The sequence below is a fragment of the Fusicatenibacter faecihominis genome, from assembly GCF_020686945.1.
Taxonomy (GTDB): domain Bacteria; phylum Bacillota; class Clostridia; order Lachnospirales; family Lachnospiraceae; genus Limivivens; species Limivivens faecihominis.
On the sequence record NZ_JAJEPR010000016.1, the window covers coordinates 13,534 to 29,381 of the forward strand.

Consider the following 15,848-nt stretch of genomic DNA (forward strand, 5'->3'; position numbering starts at 1 on the left):
AGCGGGAGGTTTTTTATACAAATTTTATGACCTTTACAGACTCTCTTTATTGTATTTTCCGGCATTGGGGATATAATAGTTGAAAAAGAAACAGTTTCAAATGGAACTTACTTTTACAGGAGGAAAAATCTATGGAAGTGAAAAAACCAAACAAATCATTGCTTTTCTATGCTTTTGTAGTGATGATCATTCTGATTCTTCTCAATGCCCTAGTCATTCCTAAAATTTCAGAGAGAAGCGTCACAGAAACTACCTACGATGAGTTCCTGGCTCTTCTGGATGCCAAGTATGTCAAGCAGGTAGAAATTGATAACAGTTCTGAGGTTATCTATTATGAGGCCTCTAAGGACGGCATGACCCGGATCTGCAAGACCGGTCTTATGAACGACCCGGATCTGGTCAATCGTCTGCAGGCAGCAGGCACAAAATTCGGAAATGTGATTCCCACCACTCAGTCGCCGCTGATTACATTCCTGGTAGGCTGGATTCTTCCCATCGCGATCTTCGTTGTCCTGGGTCAGTGGCTCAGCAAACGGATGATGAAGAGCATGGGCGGACCGGGAGCCATGTCTTTCGGAAAGAGCAATGCAAAGATCTATGTAAAATCTTCCACAGGTATCAAATATTCAGATGTAGCAGGTGAGGATGAGGCGAAGGAGCTTCTGCAGGAGATCGTAGATTTCCTTCACAATCCCGAGAAATACCGTGAGATCGGTGCTGAGATGCCTAAAGGAGCCCTTCTTGTAGGCCCTCCGGGAACAGGTAAAACCCTTCTTGCAAAAGCTGTAGCCGGTGAGGCGGAGGTTCCCTTCTTCTCCATTTCCGGTTCTGAATTCGTAGAGATGTTCGTTGGTATGGGCGCCGCCAAGGTTCGTGATCTTTTTAAACAGGCCCAGGAAAAAGCGCCCTGTATCGTATTCATCGATGAGATCGATACCATCGGTAAAAAGCGTGACGGCCAGATCGGCGGAAACGACGAGCGTGAGCAGACCCTGAACCAGCTGCTGACCGAGATGGATGGTTTCGACGGTTCCAAGGGCGTTGTTATTCTGGCAGCCACCAACCGTCCGGATTCCCTTGACCCGGCTCTTCTTCGTCCGGGCCGTTTCGACCGCCGGATTCCAGTAGAGCTTCCGGACCTCAAGGGCCGTGAGGAGATTCTGAAGGTTCATGCGAAAAAGATCAAGATCGCAGATAACGTAAACTTCTATAACATTGCAAAAGCTGCCTCCGGAGCCTCCGGAGCAGAGCTTGCAAACATCGTCAACGAGGCAGCGCTTCGTGCAGTCCGTGACGGCAGACGTTTTGCCACTCAGGCAGACCTTGAGGAGAGTATCGAGGTTGTCATCGCCGGCTATCAGAAAAAAGACCGCGTCCTTTCCGAGAAAGAGAAACTCATCGTTTCCTATCATGAGATCGGACATGCCCTCGTGGCAGCCAAACAGACCGAATCTGCACCGGTTCACAAGATCACGATTATTCCCCGTACTTCCGGAGCTCTGGGCTACACCATGCAGGTGGAAGACGGTGAGCATTATCTGATGACGAAGGAAGAGCTGGAGAACAAGATCGCTACTCTTACCGGCGGCCGTGCAGCTGAGGAGCTGATTTTCCACAGCATCACGACAGGAGCCTCCAACGATATCGAGCAGGCCACGAAGCTTGCCAGAGGCATGATCACCCGCTACGGTATGAGCGATGACTTTGATATGGTAGCCATGGAGCAGATGAGCAACCAGTATCTGGGCGGCGACAGCTCCCTGACCTGTTCCTTTGAGACCCAGACCCTCATCGACAAGAAGGTTGTGGATCTGGTGCGCCGGGAGCATCAGAAAGCCTACAAGATTCTGGAGGACAACATCGGCAAGCTTCACGAGCTGGCCAAATATCTGTACGATCATGAGACCATCACCGGAGAAGAGTTTATGAAGATTCTCAACAGCGCTCCGGCAGAACTTCCGGAACAGGAACAGTAAAAAGGAGATAAGATGCTGAAAGCAGCGGAGTTTTTTGTGGGCGGACAGCAGCTTGTCCGACTGAATGAAAAAGTGATCGGCGAGGTGTCGAGGGATCACGGGATCAACGCCACGGAGATGAGTATCCTTCTTTTCCTCGCCGGAAATCCGGATCTGAATACGGCAAAAGATATCGTGGAGAGCCGGCTTATGACAAAATCATCGGTTTCCCGGGCCGTGGATTCCCTGGTGCGCCAGGGCTATATCCACACCCGGGAGGATGATTCTGACCGGCGGATCACCCACCTGGTTCTGGAGGAAAAGGCTTCCCCGGTCATCGAGCTGGGAGTTCAGGCCCAGCAGGAAATGCTCTGCTTTCTCTGCCAGGGCATTTCCGAAGCCGAGCTGGAAAATTTCTGCCGCATCCACACCCGGATCCGGGAAAATGCCCGGGAAGCCATGAAGGTTTATGGAACAAAAAATGAAAAGTTGTGAAAAAGACGCTGCGAAAGCAGCGTTTTTTCGTGTGATAAAAAGACAACAAAAAAGCCCTGGAACCAATTCCAGGGCATAAGAAAAGCGCGAGACGGGACTCGAACCCGCGGCCTCGACCTTGGCAAGGTCGCGCTCCACCAACTGAGCCACTCGCGCATTTGTTTTTGAGACGTTTTCGCTTTCTTTAAGCCGTTGTCTCAAGCACAGGTCATATATTACAATATAATTTCCGTTTTGTCAACAGGTAAAATGAAAAAAATTGAAAAAATTTTTAAAGTGAGATATAATGGGCCTCGACGATGTGGAAAGCCCCGTGAAAACGGGGGCAAAAGCGAGAAAGGATTCATTTAACGATTTATGAAAACATTACTGATTGCAATCAATGCGAAATACATTCATTCCAATCTGGCGGTTTATAGCCTTAAGGCCAGCGCCGGCCAGTGGAAGGATGAGGTGGAGATTGCAGAATATACGATCAATCATTTGCGGGAAGATATTCTGGCGGATATTTACAGGAGGAAACCGGATGTGGCGGCCATTTCCTGCTACATCTGGAACATGGAATACGTCCAGTCTCTTTTGAAGGACTTAAAAAAGGTCCTGCCGGAGGTCGATATCTGGCTGGGAGGCCCGGAGGTTTCTTACGACTGCGAGGAGGTCCTTGTCCGGGAACCTAGCGTGCGGGGAATCATGGCCGGAGAAGGGGAGACCACCTTCCGGGAACTTCTGGGCTGGTATCACGGGGAGGGCAGTCTTGCTGAGATTAAGGGACTGGTCTACCGGGATGAGGCGGGAAAGTTCTGCCGCACCGGCGTGCGGGAGTATGAAAAGCTCGATGAACTGCCTTTTGTCTACGGAGACATGACAAAATTTCAGAACCGGATCATATATTATGAAAGCAGCAGAGGCTGCCCTTTTTCCTGCAGCTACTGTCTTTCCTCGATTGACAAACGGGTGCGCTTCCGGAGCCTGCCTCTGGTGAAAAAAGAGCTGGCCTTTTTCCTGGAGCAGAAGGTTCCCCAGGTGAAATTTGTGGACCGGACCTTCAATGTGAACCATGCCCGGACCAAGGAGCTTCTCCGTTTCATAAAGGAGAACGACAACGGTATCACGAACTTCCATTTCGAGATCTCGGCGGATCTTCTGGATGATGAGGAGATCGGGCTTCTGAACAGCCTCAGGCCGGGTCTCGTGCAGCTGGAGATCGGCGTCCAGTCCACCGACGGGCAGGTGCTGACGGCCATTCACCGGGCGGTGGATTTTGATGTGATCGTCGATAAGGTGAGACGGATCCAGAAGGGCAGAAACGTGCATCAGCATCTGGATCTCATCGCCGGCCTTCCCTATGGCACGCTGAAAGAGTTCCGGAGCTCCTTTAACGATGTCTACAGCTTACGGCCCCAGCAGTTCCAGCTGGGCTTTCTGAAGGTCTTAAAGGGCTCGGAGATGGGCAGAAGAGCCGAGGAGTTTGGCGTGGTGAGGACGGACCGGCCTCCCTACGAGGTCCTTTCTACCGACTGGCTGAGCTACGGCGAGGTGCTGAAGATCAAAGGCATCGAGGAGATGGTGGAGGTCTATTACAACAGCTGGCAGTTTGCTCGGACTGTGGAGCTTCTGACGGAGGAGTTCGAGGACTATTTCGGGCTCTATGAGGCGCTGGCGGACTTTTATGAGGAGCAGGGCTACAATGGACGGAGCCATTCGAGGATGGAGCGGCTTCTGATCCTCCGGGAATTTGCCCTTTCGCTTAATCTGGCCCGCCAGGCCGCCTTCGACCAGGCCCTTCTCATGGACCTTTACGCCCGGGAGAAGAGCAAGAGCCGGCCGGCTTTCGCTCCGGATCTTTCCGGCCGGAAGAACGAGATCTACGAATTTTACAAAAAAGAAGCCGGGGAGCATCAGTATCTCACCGGCGATACCTACGAAGCCATGAACGCCCGGCAGCTTCTGAACCAGACCCACCTGGAGATCCTTTCCGAGGAGACGGAAAAATGGTATCTTTTCGATTATCAGAAGCGGGACCCGCTGACCGGGGACGCCAGAATCATTCAAATACAGAACATCTAAAGAGATAAGGAGACGAAAATGACAGATGAAATCATAGCCCTGGACCTTGAGACCACAGGCCTGAATCCCCGTACCGACTCCATTCTGGAGATTGGCGCGGTCCGGATCAAAAATGGCCGGGTGGAGGACACCTATGCGGCTTTTATCAATATCGGAAAAAAGATCCCGGAATTTATCGTAGGGCTCACCGGCATCACGGACGAGATGGCGGCGGGGGGCCTTTCCCTTCCGGAGGCCCTGGAAGGCTTCCTTGATTTTGCCGGGGAGGCGCCGGTTCTGGGCCACAACATTACCTTTGATTACAGTTTCCTGAAGCAGAATTTTGCAAACCTCGGCCGGAATTTTGACCGGGAGGGCATAGATACTCTGGCCATCGCGAAAAAGTTTCTGCCGGAGCTTCCGAGCCGTTCCCTGGAGGCCCTCTGCCTTCACTATGGCATCGGTCAGGAGAAGAAACACCGGGCCTATGAGGATGCGGTTTCGGCCTACCGCCTGTACGAGTGTCTGGGCCGGGAATTCCAGAGTGTGAGCCCCGCAGCCTTTGACCCGAAGCCCCTGTTTTATCAGGTAAAGAAGGAAAGCCCCATCACGATTTCACAAAAACGGTACTTGAATGATTTGATAAAATATCATAGAATAGAAACGGACGCTGTCCCTGAGAAACTGACCAAAAGCGAGGCGTCCCGGATGATCGATAACATTATTTCCCGGTACGGAAAAATCAAGAGGTGAAAACTATGATGAATTTTAACAATAAAAAAACACAGAAAACCATTGCAGCAGTGATCTGCGTTCTTCTGGTGATCGCTATGATTCTGCCCATGGTTTTGAGTTATCTGGAGTAAGTCGGCAAGAGGAGTGACTGAATGAAAAAAAGTAAGAAAGCAGGCCTGATCCTGACCGTCGGCGCGGCTCTTTTTCTGGTAGCAGGAGCCCCGGCCCTGGCGGATGAGACAGACACCATCAGCAAGAATGTCTACATCGGAGGCGTGAACGTTTCCGGGATGACGGAGGAGCAGGCGACAAAAGCAGTAGAAGAGAAGCTGGGAAAAGGAACCGGCGGAAATTATACCGTAAAAATCGGAGATGAGACCACCACTGCCACGGCGGAGAATTTCGGTATGGAGTGGACCAACCGCGAGGTGGTTCATGAGGCCATGGAAGTAGCCAAGGGCGGCAACCTCATCAAACAGTACAAAGACAAAAAAGATCTGCAGGTGGAACCGAAAAACTTTGAAGTGGCCTACGCTCCCAACGAGCAGGCTGTGAAAACCTATGTGGAGAAGCTTGCGGAAGAATATAACAGAGATGCAGAGGAAGGCGATATCACCTTTGCCAACGGTTATCCGGAAGTGACCGGCGGAGAGACCGGCATCGCCGTCAACGTGGACCAGTCGGTTTCCTCCATCATGAAAGCGCTGGAGGGCGACGGTACGGAGCTCACAGTCGTGGCGGAGGTTCAGAAGCCTTCGGTGACAAAAGAAGAACTGAGCCAGGTAAAAGATGTGCTGGGAACGGCCACCACCTACTATGGTTCTTCCTACGAGAGAAATACAAACGTGGAAGTGGGAGCATCCAAGATCAACGGCACTCTCATTATGCCGGGAGAGACTTTCTCCGTGACGGCGGCGGTAACGCCTTTCAATGCGGACAACGGTTATTATCCGGCGCCCTCCTACGAGAGCGGCCAGGTGGTGGACACCTACGGCGGCGGTATCTGTCAGGTTTCCACGACCCTCTATAACGCGGTGCTGAAAGCGGAACTCCAGGTGGATGAGCGTCATAACCATACGATGCTGGTTTCCTATGTGGACCCTTCCAAGGACGCAGCCATCGCGGAAGGTCTGATGGATTTCATTTTTACCAATAATACCGATGCGCCGATCTATATTTACGGCGTGGGGTATCAGGGAACGCTGAACTTCACGATTTACGGTCATGAAACGAGGGATCCGAACCGTTCCATTTCTTTCAGAAGTGAGACTTTAAGCCAGACCGATGCCAGCACAAACGTCAAGCTGGTGGCAAAGTCTGACCAGAACATCGGTTATCTTAATCAGACCCAGAGCGCGCATCAGGGACTGGAAGCGGTACTCTGGAAGGATATCGTCAATGCGGACGGCACCACCGATACGGTTCAGGTCAATTCCAGCAGCTATCAGGCGTCACCGGCCATCTACGAGGTAGGTATTGTTTCACCCAATACCCAGGCTTCAGCGGCGATCCAGACTGCCATCGCCAACAACGATCTGGCGACGGTTCAGGCAATCATCAACGGAAGCTACGGTTCCACGAGCACAGCTCAGACAGAAGCGCCTGAGACCAGCGCTCCCGAAACGAATGCACCGACAACCGATACGCCGGAAACCAGTGCGCCTGAGACGAATGCTCCCGAAACGGATGCACCGACAACGGACGCACCGACAACGGACGCACCTGTCCAGGATCCGTCAGGAGACATGGATGATAATATACCTGCGGATTCAGGCGAAGTAACGGTTATCGGGTAAACATAAGGGCGCCGTATGACAGCGAAAGCGTACGGTGCCCTTTCTGTATATAAAGGAGGATGAAGATTTGCATACCATGGTGACAGACGGCAGTTCCCGTCTCAAACCGGGCATGGAACTGGTGCTGACCAGATGGATTGCCCTTTCGGGAACGGCGAAGCTGGCCGAAGAGAAGGAAGCGGAGCTTCTGAAACGCTTTCCGGAGACTTTGGTGCGGGAAGCCCGGCATTTTTCCGAGCTGGAAAACACGGAAGAGACGCTGAAGCTTGCCAAAGAGGTGGGAACAGATCCGAAGACCGGCGAGGATGAGAATGAATATTACCCCCTGGGGGAGGGCGGCATCTTAAAAGCCCTCTGGGAGATCGCGGACCGCGCAGGCCTGGGCTTAAGCGCGGAGCTTCGCAAACTTCCGATCCGCCAGGAAACCATAGAGATTACGGAACTTTTTGACATTGATCCCTACCGGATGGACTCGAAAGGAGCCGTACTCATCGGCACCTTCCACGGCATGGAGCTCACGGAAAGACTGAACCGGGCCGGAATCCCGGCGGCAGTGATCGGAAGAGTCAGCAAAGGGCCGGAGCGGATCCTCTACAATCAGGAAATCAAACGATACATCGAAAAATCAGTAAAAAAGGAGAAAGAAGCATGAGAGAAGCAATTTTAACATTTCTGGAAAAAAACAGCCGGATCGATCTTCAGGAATTGGCAGTGATCCTGGGCACCGACGAGGCTACTGTGGCCAATGAGATCGCAAAAATGGAGCAGGAGCACATCATCTGCGGCTATCATACCCTGATCGACTGGGACAAAACCTCAGCAGACAAGGTGACGGCTCTTATCGAGGTGCGGGTGACTCCCCAGAGAGGCCAGGGCTTTGATTCCATCGCGGAGCGGATCTACAATTATCCGGAAGTCCGTTCCGTCTATCTGATCTCCGGCGCTTACGACCTGATGGTGATCCTCGAAGGAAAAACCCTGAAAGAGGTTTCCGGCTTCGTGTCAGACAAGCTTTCCACGCTGGATTCTGTCTTAAGCACAGCGACCCACTTTATTCTGAAAAAATACAAAGACCACGGAACGATCTTTGAGAGAAAAACAAGAGATGAAAGGATGCCTGTGACCTTATGAGAGACCCTCTGACAAAAAAAGTGGTGGATATTGCACCCTCCGGAATCCGGAAATTTTTTGATATTGTAAGCGAGATGGATAACGTGATCTCCCTCGGTGTGGGCGAACCGGACTTTGACACGCCCTGGCACATCCGTGACGAGGGTATCTACAGCCTGGAAAAAGGCCGGACCTTCTACACCTCCAATGCGGGCTTAAAGGAGCTCCGGGAGGAGATCTGCAAATACCTCAAACGGCGTTTTGCGCTGGATTATGACCCGATTACCGAGACACTGATTACGGTGGGCGGCAGTGAGGCCATCGACCTTGCGATGCGCGTCATGCTGGATCCCGGCGATGAGGTGCTGATCCCGGAGCCCTGTTATGTTTCCTATGTTCCCTGCTGTATTCTGGCTGGCGGAAAGCCCCATGTCATTGAGCTTCAGGCGAAAAATGAGTTCCGTCTGACGAAAGAAGAGCTCCTGGAACATATCACGGAAAAGACGAAGATTCTCGTCCTTCCTTTCCCGAACAACCCCACTGGCGCCATCATGAGCCGGGAGGATCTTAAGGCTATCGCGGAAGTGGTGGAGGAAAAAGACCTCTTTGTGCTCTCTGATGAGATTTACGCAGAGCTCACCTACGGCGGAAACCATGTTTCCTTCGCTTCCCTGCCGGGCATGAGGAAGCGGACCATCACGATCAACGGTTTTTCCAAGTCCCATGCCATGACAGGCTGGCGTCTGGGCTATGCCTGCGGACCGGCACCCATCATCAAGCAGATGACAAAAGTTCATCAGTTTGCGATCATGTGCGCTCCCACCAACAGCCAGTATGCGGCTGTGGAGGCTCTCCGGAACGGCGATGTCGATGTGGAAGAGATGCGTCAGGCTTACAATGGCCGCCGCCGCTATCTCCTTCATGCCTTTGAGGAGATGGGTCTGCCCTGCTTTGAGCCGAAGGGCGCGTTCTATGTGTTCCCCTCCATCCAGAAATTCGGCCTCTCCTCAGATGAGTTTGCCGAGCGGCTTCTTAGGGAAGAACGGCTGGCTGTGGTGCCCGGAACGGCTTTTGGAGAGTGTGGAGAAGGATTTTTAAGGATTTCCTACGCCTATTCTCTGGAGGACCTCAAGAAGGCTCTGGAGCGCCTGAAACACTTCATCAGGAAACTGGAGGCGGAAAAATAAAATGGCAAACTTAAATATTGTACTTCTGGAGCCGGAAATTCCCTCCAATACGGGAAATATCGGCCGTACCTGCGTGGCCACGGGCACGAGACTTCACCTCATCGAACCCCTGGGCTTTCGCCTCACTGAGAAGAACCTCCGGCGGGCCGGCATGGACTACTGGAAGGACCTCGATGTGACCACCTACATCAACTATGAGGATTTCCTGGAGAAAAACCCCGGAGCCAAGATCTATATGGCTACCACGAAAGGCCCCCAGGTCTACACCGACGTCTCCTACGGGCCGGACTGCTATATCATGTTCGGAAAAGAGAGCGCCGGCATCCCGGAGGAAATCCTCCTGGAAAATCAGGAGCGGGCCGTGCGGATCCCCATGATCGGCGACATCCGCTCCCTGAACCTGGCCAACTCCGTGGCCATCGTCCTCTATGAGGCCCTCAGGCAGAATAATTTCGACCACATGCGCCTGGACGGGCATTTGACGAAATACGACTGGAAATAAAAAAACGGCAGAAAACAGACGGTTAAAAATCTGTTTTCTGCCGTTTTTTATTTTCCTGCGCTCTGCAGTGTGAAGGTAAACTCAGTGCCTACTCCTTCGGTGCTCACAACGTTGATATTTTCGCCGTGGGCCTGGATGATCTCTTTTACGATGGCAAGGCCGAGGCCTGTGCCTTTCTTGTCTTTTCCGCGGGAGAGGTCCGTCTTATAGAAACGTTCCCAGATCTTCGGGAGGGAGTCCTGGGGGATTCCAAGGCCGGTGTCCTTGACAGAGACGAAGATTTTTTCTCGTTTCTGCAGGGTCTCAATGTAGATCACGGAATCGTCTCTGCTGAATTTCACCGCGTTGTCGATGAGGTTATAGAGCACTTGCTGGATTTTTTCCATATCCGCGTGGACTGGAAGGCTCGCCTCGTCGAAAAGCAGGGAAAAACGGATGCCGCGTTCATTGCAGCGGCCCTCGAAAGTTTCCAGCGTCCTGCGGATGACTTCGTTGATGTCAAAATCGCTCATCTCCATGAGATAGCCGTTATCGTCGAAGGTGTTCAGAGTCAGAAGACCTTTCGTGAGTTTTTCCAGGCGTTCCGTCTCCGAGAGGACGATATGGAGGTACCGATCCTGGATTTCCACAGGAATCGTTCCGTCGAGAATCGCCTCCACATAGCCTTTGATGGAGGTCAGGGGCGAGCGGAAATCGTGGGAAATGTTGGAGATAAATTTTCTCTGGGATTCTCCACCCTTTCCGGCCCGGCCGGCCAGATACTGGAGGCTGGCTCCGATGTATTCAAGCTCGTCAGTGGGCTCTTTGATGAAGGTATAATCGAGGTTTCCGGCGGCATATTTTCCGGCAGCGTAGATGAGCCGGTCTAAGGGGCGGCTGATGAGACGCCAGAAGCCGAAGACCGGAATCAGGGAGAGGCCTAAAATCACCAGAAGCGTGAAATAGGAAATATTCAGGACGGAATTGCACTCCCGCTCGATCTTCGAGAGATAGCAGTGAATGACGATGTAGCCTTTCACGGCATCGCCGGAGGTGACAGGGCTGACCACACTCAAAACGTCTTTGGAATAATAGTCGAAAAAGGTCCCAATCTGATAGTAGCTCCCCGTAAATTCTCCGGGATCCATCTCCGGAAGTTTCTCCGGGTCCTCGCTCTCCTCAAAAGGAAGAGAGGTGTTGATGAGGATATTTCCGCTGGTGTCCATGAGCCAGATGGTGGAATTCTGATAAGCTGCCGCGGCGGAAAGGAAGTTGTAGAGATCCTTCCGGGAGCTTGAGGATTTCGTGTAGGACTGGATCAGGGAGGCGGAGGCGATGCGGCTGGCATCCTGATAAAGGCTGTCCGCCACCTTTTTTGTCTCATATTTTCTCGTGAGAGACATCGTAAAGGTGGAGACAGCGATGAAGCTTAAGAGGGCAAACAGGCCGTAAAGGACTGCAAATTTCACGCGGAGGCGTTTTTTCATGGATGTTTCACCTCAAATTTGTAGCCGATGCCCCAGACAGTGGAGATGGCCCAGTCCTCGTGGTCTTTGATTTTTTCACGGAGGCGCTTGATGTGAACGTCCACCGTCCGGGTATCGCCCATGTATTCATAGCCCCAGATGTGATCCAGCAGCTGCTCCCGGGTGAAAACCTGATTGGGAGAGGCTGCGAGGAAATAGAGAAGCTCCAGCTCCTTTGGAGGCATATCCACGGTCTTGCCGCGGTAGATTACGGAATAGTTGGTCTGGTTGACGATGAGATCCGGGTACTCCACGATCTTTCCTTTCGGTTTGTCCGCGCCGTTTTTGTCCGGCTGGAAACGGCGGAGCACCGCCTTGACCCGGGCTACCAGCTCCTTGGAATCAAAGGGTTTGATCATATAATCGTCCGCACCCAGCTCCAGTCCCAGGACCTTGTCGAAAATCTCGCCCTTGGCGGAAAGCATGATGATGGGGACGTTGGAGCGCTGGCGGATTTCCCGACAGACCTGGTAGCCGTCCATGCCGGGAAGCATCAGGTCGAGAAGGATCAGGTTCGGGGCGAAGGAGTCGAAGCTCCGAAGAGCCGCCTCGCCGTCGCCAACGATCCGGGTGTCGAAACATTCTTTGGTGAGATATAGGGAGATGAGCTCTGCGATATTGCTGTCATCGTCCACAATCATGATTTTCTGTTTTGCTGCCATTTTCCTGCACCTCGCTTTACTTCTTGAAGGTTACGATGGTAACGCCTGCGTCTCCCTCGCCAAACTCGCCCAGATGGTACTCATCCACGATCTTGCAGCGGCGGAGATAGTTGTGTACGGCTTTCCGGAGGGCACCGGTGCCTTTTCCGTGAACGATCCGCACAGAGGGAAGGTGGGCAATGTAGGCGTCGTCCAGATACTTATCCAGCTCGGAAATCGCCTCGTCGGAGGTTTTTCCCAGAAGGTTCAGCTCGATGCCGACGGAAGAAGACTTTGCCATCTTGATTTTTCCGCTTCCTGTGCGGTTGAAGTTGGAAGCGGTGATCACAGGCTCGTCGATGGGCTCGATATCCCGCAGGTTGACCTGGGAGCGGAGGATACCCATCTGTACGAAAAGGTTTCCTTTGGCATCCGGCAGGGTGCTGACGGTTCCCTTGAGATTCAGGCTTAAGACCTTCACACTGTCACCCACGCGGAGCGCTTTGGGATCGACGGCCTTTTTGACTTTGGCCGGGGTCTTTTTCGCCATATTTTTCTCGGCGGCGTTCATTTTTTCACGGAGACGGGTACGCTCGCGTTCCATATCGCTGATGGAGACGCCGGCGGCCTTGCCGTATTTGTTGAAATTCTTGATTGTCTCGTCTGCGTATTCCTTGGCTTCCCGGAGGATGGTGTGGGCCTTCTCGTTGGCCTCGGCCAGAATCCGCTCTTTGGCGGAATCGAGGCGCTCCTGTTTCTTCTCCAGCTGAGCCTTGAGTGAAGCGGCCTCTGCCTTGTAGCGGGCCAGTTCTTCCTGCTCTTTTTCGATGGTGATGCGGCTGTGCTCCAGGTCGCTTAAGAGATCCTCGAAGCTCTCATCCTGCTCGCTGATACGGCTCCTGGCGTCCTCGATGATGTGTTCCGGAAGGCCGAGCTTGCCGGAAATCGCGAAGGCGTTACTTTTTCCGGGAACGCCGATCAGGAGGCGGTAGGTGGGACGAAGGGTCTCCACGCTGAACTCGCAGCAGCCGTTTTCCACACCGGGAGTCGTGAGGGCGAAGACCTTCAGCTCGCTGTAATGGGTCGTGGCCATCGTGCAGGTGCCGCGGCTGTGAAGCTCGTTCAAGATGGCGATGGCGAGGGCTGCTCCCTCTGTCGGGTCCGTACCTGCACCCAGCTCATCGAAGAGCACGAGGGAACGGTTGGTTGCCTCTTTTAAAATAGAAACCGTATGGGTCATATGGGAAGAGAAGGTACTCAAGGACTGCTCGATGCTCTGCTCGTCTCCGATATCGGCGAAAACCTCGTCGAAAACGGAAAGCTCCGAGTGGTCGAAGGCCGGAATGTGAAGACCTGCCTGGCCCATCAGGGTGAAAAGGCCGACAGTTTTCAGGGAAACGGTCTTACCTCCGGTGTTCGGTCCGGTGATGACCAGAAGGCGGAAATCCTTTCCGAGCCAGATATCGATGGGAACCACGCTTTTCTTGTCCAGCAGGGGATGGCGGCCTTTTTTGATGTTGATGTGGCCTTTTTCATTGAAGATCGGCTCGGTTCCGTTGTAGGATTTGCTGAGCATGGCCCGGGCAAAAATGAAATCCAGTTGGGTCAGGATCCGGAAGTTATCGGCGATGTTTTCATTTTCCGCAGCGGCCATATTGCTAAGTTCGGCAAGAACCGCCTCGATGGCTTTCTGCTCCTGAAGCTCCAGTTCGCGAAGCTCATTATTGAGTTTTACGATGGCCATGGGCTCGATGAAAAGGGTGGAACCTGTGGAAGACTGGTCGTGGATCATGCCGGGAACCTGTCCCTTGTACTCCGATTTGACAGGAACGCAGTAGCGGCCGTTTCTCATCGTGATTACGGCGTCTTGAAGGTAAGTTCTGGAAGAGCCGTTCACCAGGGAAGCCAGCTGGGTGTGAACCCGGTCGTTGGTCTGGCGGATGGAGCGGCGGATCTTGGCGAGAGCCGGGCTTGCGTCGTCGGCGATCTCATCCTCGGAAAGGATACAGCGGTAGATCTCGTTGTAGAGGTTCGCAAGGGGCTGGAGGCCGTCAAACATATCGTCCAGGGAGTCTTTTTCCCGGTCGGAATTTTCCAGCCGGCCAAAGGATTTTACCCGGGAGGTAGTCTCGAGAAGCTTGGCGATCCGAAGGAGTTCCAGGGCGCTTAGGGAACCGCCGATCTCCAGGCGTTTCAGGGAACCGCGGACGTCCTGAACGCCGGAAAAGGAGATGCTTCCTCTCTGATAAATCCGGCTTAAGGCGTCAGAGGTCTGCTTCTGGGCAGCCTCGATCTCGGCAAGGTTGGAAGAGGGCTTTAAGTTCCGGCAGAGCTCTTTTCCGATGGAAGAACCTGCCAGCTCCGTGAGCCGTTCGATGATTTTTGTATATTCCAGTGTGCGTAATGCTTTTTCGTTCATGATAAATCTCCGTTCTTAAAGATACAGCGATCCAGGATTCGCTGCAGGCACGCCCGGAACAGTGGGCGGGGTGCGTTATTCTTTGCCCCTCCATTCTATCCTATATTCCACGGATTGCAAAGAAGAAATTCATAAAATGTTCATATCTTTCTGATAAACTATTTTCCAAAACTGCGCTAACTTTTGACGAAGGAGTTGTAAGGATGTCAGAAGACGAAAAGAAAAAAGATTCTTTTATTCAGGAACAGATCAGAAAAAAGCCTTTTTACCGGAGAAAAAGTTTCCGGCGGACGGTGCGCGGCGTGGCGGTCACCGTGATTTTCGGCGTTTCCGCCGGCGGAACTTTTGCGTTTCTTCAGCCTTTTGCATTGCATTATATGAAGGAAAAGGATAAAATGGTCGTTGTGGGCGGCGAGACAGAGAGCGAAACCGCCGCGACGGAGCGGGAAACGGCAGCGCCTCTTGAGGAGGCGGCGGCCCAGAAACCGGATCTGAATGATTATGAGCAATTTTATACGGAGATGGCGGAGATCGCCGACGAGACGAAGCGCTCCATCGTCACTGTCACCGGCGTCACCAGCGAGCTGGATCTTTTTAACGATGTCAGCGAGAGCCACAGCAGCACGGCGGGCGTTATCATCAGCAAGACGGAAGGGACGCTTCTGATTCTCACGGAGAAAAATACCATTTCCGACGCGGACAGCATCAAAGTGACTTTTGAGGACGGCTCTATTGCGGACGGCTGGCTCCAGGCTTCAGATGAGATCTCGGATCTGGCTGTGGTAAAGGTTTTTTCGAGAGAGCTTGGCGAGACGACGGCGGCCTATGTGGAGGCGGCGGAGTTTGCGGATTCCGGCGAGACGAAGATCGGCGATCCCATCATTGCCCTGAGCGCGGGATATGTCTCCTTTGGCATGGTGACGGCCCAGCCCTATCTCTATCTCTGCGACGGCAGCTATCAGCGGATCAATACGGATATCATCGGAAAAAACGAGAACGGCGGTATCCTCATGAACCTTGACGGACAGGTCGTGGGCATTCTGGGACCGGATACAAAAAATGCCGATTCTTCCACCTTAAATGGCGTGGGAATCTCCGAGATCGGCGGTCTGGTCAATGCGCTGGCGAGCCGGACGAGCCTGCCTTATTTTGGCATCCTCGGGAAAGACGTGACGGATGCGCTCTCGAAGGAGCTAAATATGCCGAAGGGCGTCATCGTCATGCAGGTGGAGGAAGGTTCCCCTGCCATGGAAAACGGCATTCAGGCCACCGATGTGATTACGTCCCTTGACGGCAGCGAGGTGGAATCCATGCAGGACTATATGGCCATCCTACGGGACAGGAAGCCGGGAGACACCATTTCCGTGAGCCTTTGGCGGAAAGGGAAGAGCGAGTACAAAGAGACAAAGGTAAATATTACACTGGCAAAACGTTGAATATAGAAAGACGAGGAAAAA

The 15,848-nt window shown here is 52.9% G+C and carries 14 protein-coding genes and 1 tRNA gene; 11 read left to right on the forward strand and 4 right to left on the reverse strand.

What is annotated here, in order from left to right:
- Window positions 1–131: 131 nt before the first annotated feature.
- Window positions 132–1,976, forward strand: a complete 1,845-nt coding sequence (ftsH, locus tag LKD71_RS10335; RefSeq protein ID WP_227615337.1) for an ATP-dependent zinc metalloprotease FtsH — start codon at window positions 132–134, stop codon at window positions 1,974–1,976.
- 12 nt (window positions 1,977–1,988) lie between these two features.
- Window positions 1,989–2,450 carry a MarR family winged helix-turn-helix transcriptional regulator gene (locus tag LKD71_RS10340; protein ID WP_227615338.1) on the forward strand — a complete coding sequence of 154 codons (462 nt, stop codon included), beginning with the start codon at window positions 1,989–1,991 and terminating at the stop codon, window positions 2,448–2,450.
- An 83-nt stretch (window positions 2,451–2,533) separates the two neighbouring features.
- Here LKD71_RS10340 and LKD71_RS10345 read toward each other — a convergent pair.
- Window positions 2,534–2,606, reverse strand: a tRNA-Gly gene (locus tag LKD71_RS10345).
- Between the two features lie 201 nt (window positions 2,607–2,807).
- On the opposite strand from LKD71_RS10345, the gene LKD71_RS10350 reads away from it, so the two are divergent.
- From LKD71_RS10350 to LKD71_RS10385, 8 genes are all read left to right on the forward strand, one after another.
- Entirely contained in the window at window positions 2,808–4,517 is a 1,710-nt protein-coding gene (locus LKD71_RS10350; protein ID WP_227615339.1) for a B12-binding domain-containing radical SAM protein, read from the forward strand.
- Between the two features lie 18 nt (window positions 4,518–4,535).
- Window positions 4,536–5,249 (forward strand): 3'-5' exonuclease, encoded by a 714-nt coding sequence (locus tag LKD71_RS10355; protein WP_227615340.1) that lies wholly within the window; start codon window positions 4,536–4,538, stop codon window positions 5,247–5,249.
- A gap of 5 nt (window positions 5,250–5,254) precedes the next feature.
- On the forward strand, window positions 5,255–5,362 hold the full coding sequence (locus LKD71_RS18535; RefSeq protein ID WP_227615341.1) for a synaptobrevin-B: 108 nt from the start codon (window positions 5,255–5,257) through the stop codon (window positions 5,360–5,362).
- A gap of 21 nt (window positions 5,363–5,383) precedes the next feature.
- Window positions 5,384–7,027: a VanW family protein gene (locus tag LKD71_RS10365; RefSeq protein WP_227615342.1), complete on the forward strand. Its 1,644-nt coding sequence runs from the start codon at window positions 5,384–5,386 to the stop codon at window positions 7,025–7,027.
- Between the two features lie 76 nt (window positions 7,028–7,103).
- On the forward strand, window positions 7,104–7,679 hold the full coding sequence (locus LKD71_RS10370) for an AIR synthase-related protein (protein WP_227615382.1): 576 nt from the start codon (window positions 7,104–7,106) through the stop codon (window positions 7,677–7,679).
- The gene (locus tag LKD71_RS10375; protein WP_178045570.1) at window positions 7,676–8,158 is read left to right on the forward strand and encodes an Lrp/AsnC family transcriptional regulator; all 483 of its coding nucleotides are present in this window, start codon (window positions 7,676–7,678) and stop codon (window positions 8,156–8,158) included. The genes LKD71_RS10370 and LKD71_RS10375 overlap by 4 nt, the downstream gene beginning before the upstream one ends.
- The gene (locus LKD71_RS10380) at window positions 8,155–9,324 is read left to right on the forward strand and encodes an aminotransferase class I/II-fold pyridoxal phosphate-dependent enzyme (protein ID WP_227615343.1); all 1,170 of its coding nucleotides are present in this window, start codon (window positions 8,155–8,157) and stop codon (window positions 9,322–9,324) included. The genes LKD71_RS10375 and LKD71_RS10380 overlap by 4 nt, the downstream gene beginning before the upstream one ends.
- A 1-nt stretch (window position 9,325) precedes the next feature.
- Entirely contained in the window at window positions 9,326–9,826 is a 501-nt protein-coding gene (locus tag LKD71_RS10385) for a tRNA (cytidine(34)-2'-O)-methyltransferase (protein ID WP_227615344.1), read from the forward strand.
- 47 nt (window positions 9,827–9,873) lie between these two features.
- Here the strand turns inward: LKD71_RS10385 and LKD71_RS10390 are convergent, their stop codons facing one another.
- The 3 genes from LKD71_RS10390 to LKD71_RS10400 are packed head-to-tail and all read right to left on the reverse strand — an operon-like array spanning window position 9,874 to window position 14,391.
- A complete protein-coding gene (locus LKD71_RS10390; RefSeq protein WP_178045573.1) occupies window positions 9,874–11,292 on the reverse strand; it encodes a sensor histidine kinase in 1,419 nt (472 codons plus the stop codon).
- Entirely contained in the window at window positions 11,289–11,993 is a 705-nt protein-coding gene (locus LKD71_RS10395) for a response regulator transcription factor (protein WP_178045574.1), read from the reverse strand. Before LKD71_RS10395 ends, LKD71_RS10390 begins: the two co-directional genes overlap by 4 nt.
- Window positions 11,994–12,009: 16 nt before the next feature.
- The gene (locus LKD71_RS10400) at window positions 12,010–14,391 is read right to left on the reverse strand and encodes an endonuclease MutS2 (RefSeq protein WP_227615345.1); all 2,382 of its coding nucleotides are present in this window, start codon (window positions 14,389–14,391) and stop codon (window positions 12,010–12,012) included.
- A gap of 203 nt (window positions 14,392–14,594) precedes the next feature.
- Here LKD71_RS10400 and LKD71_RS10405 point away from each other — a divergent pair, with 203 nt between their 5' ends.
- Entirely contained in the window at window positions 14,595–15,827 is a 1,233-nt protein-coding gene (locus LKD71_RS10405) for a S1C family serine protease (protein ID WP_227615346.1), read from the forward strand.
- Window positions 15,828–15,848 lie beyond the last annotated feature (21 nt).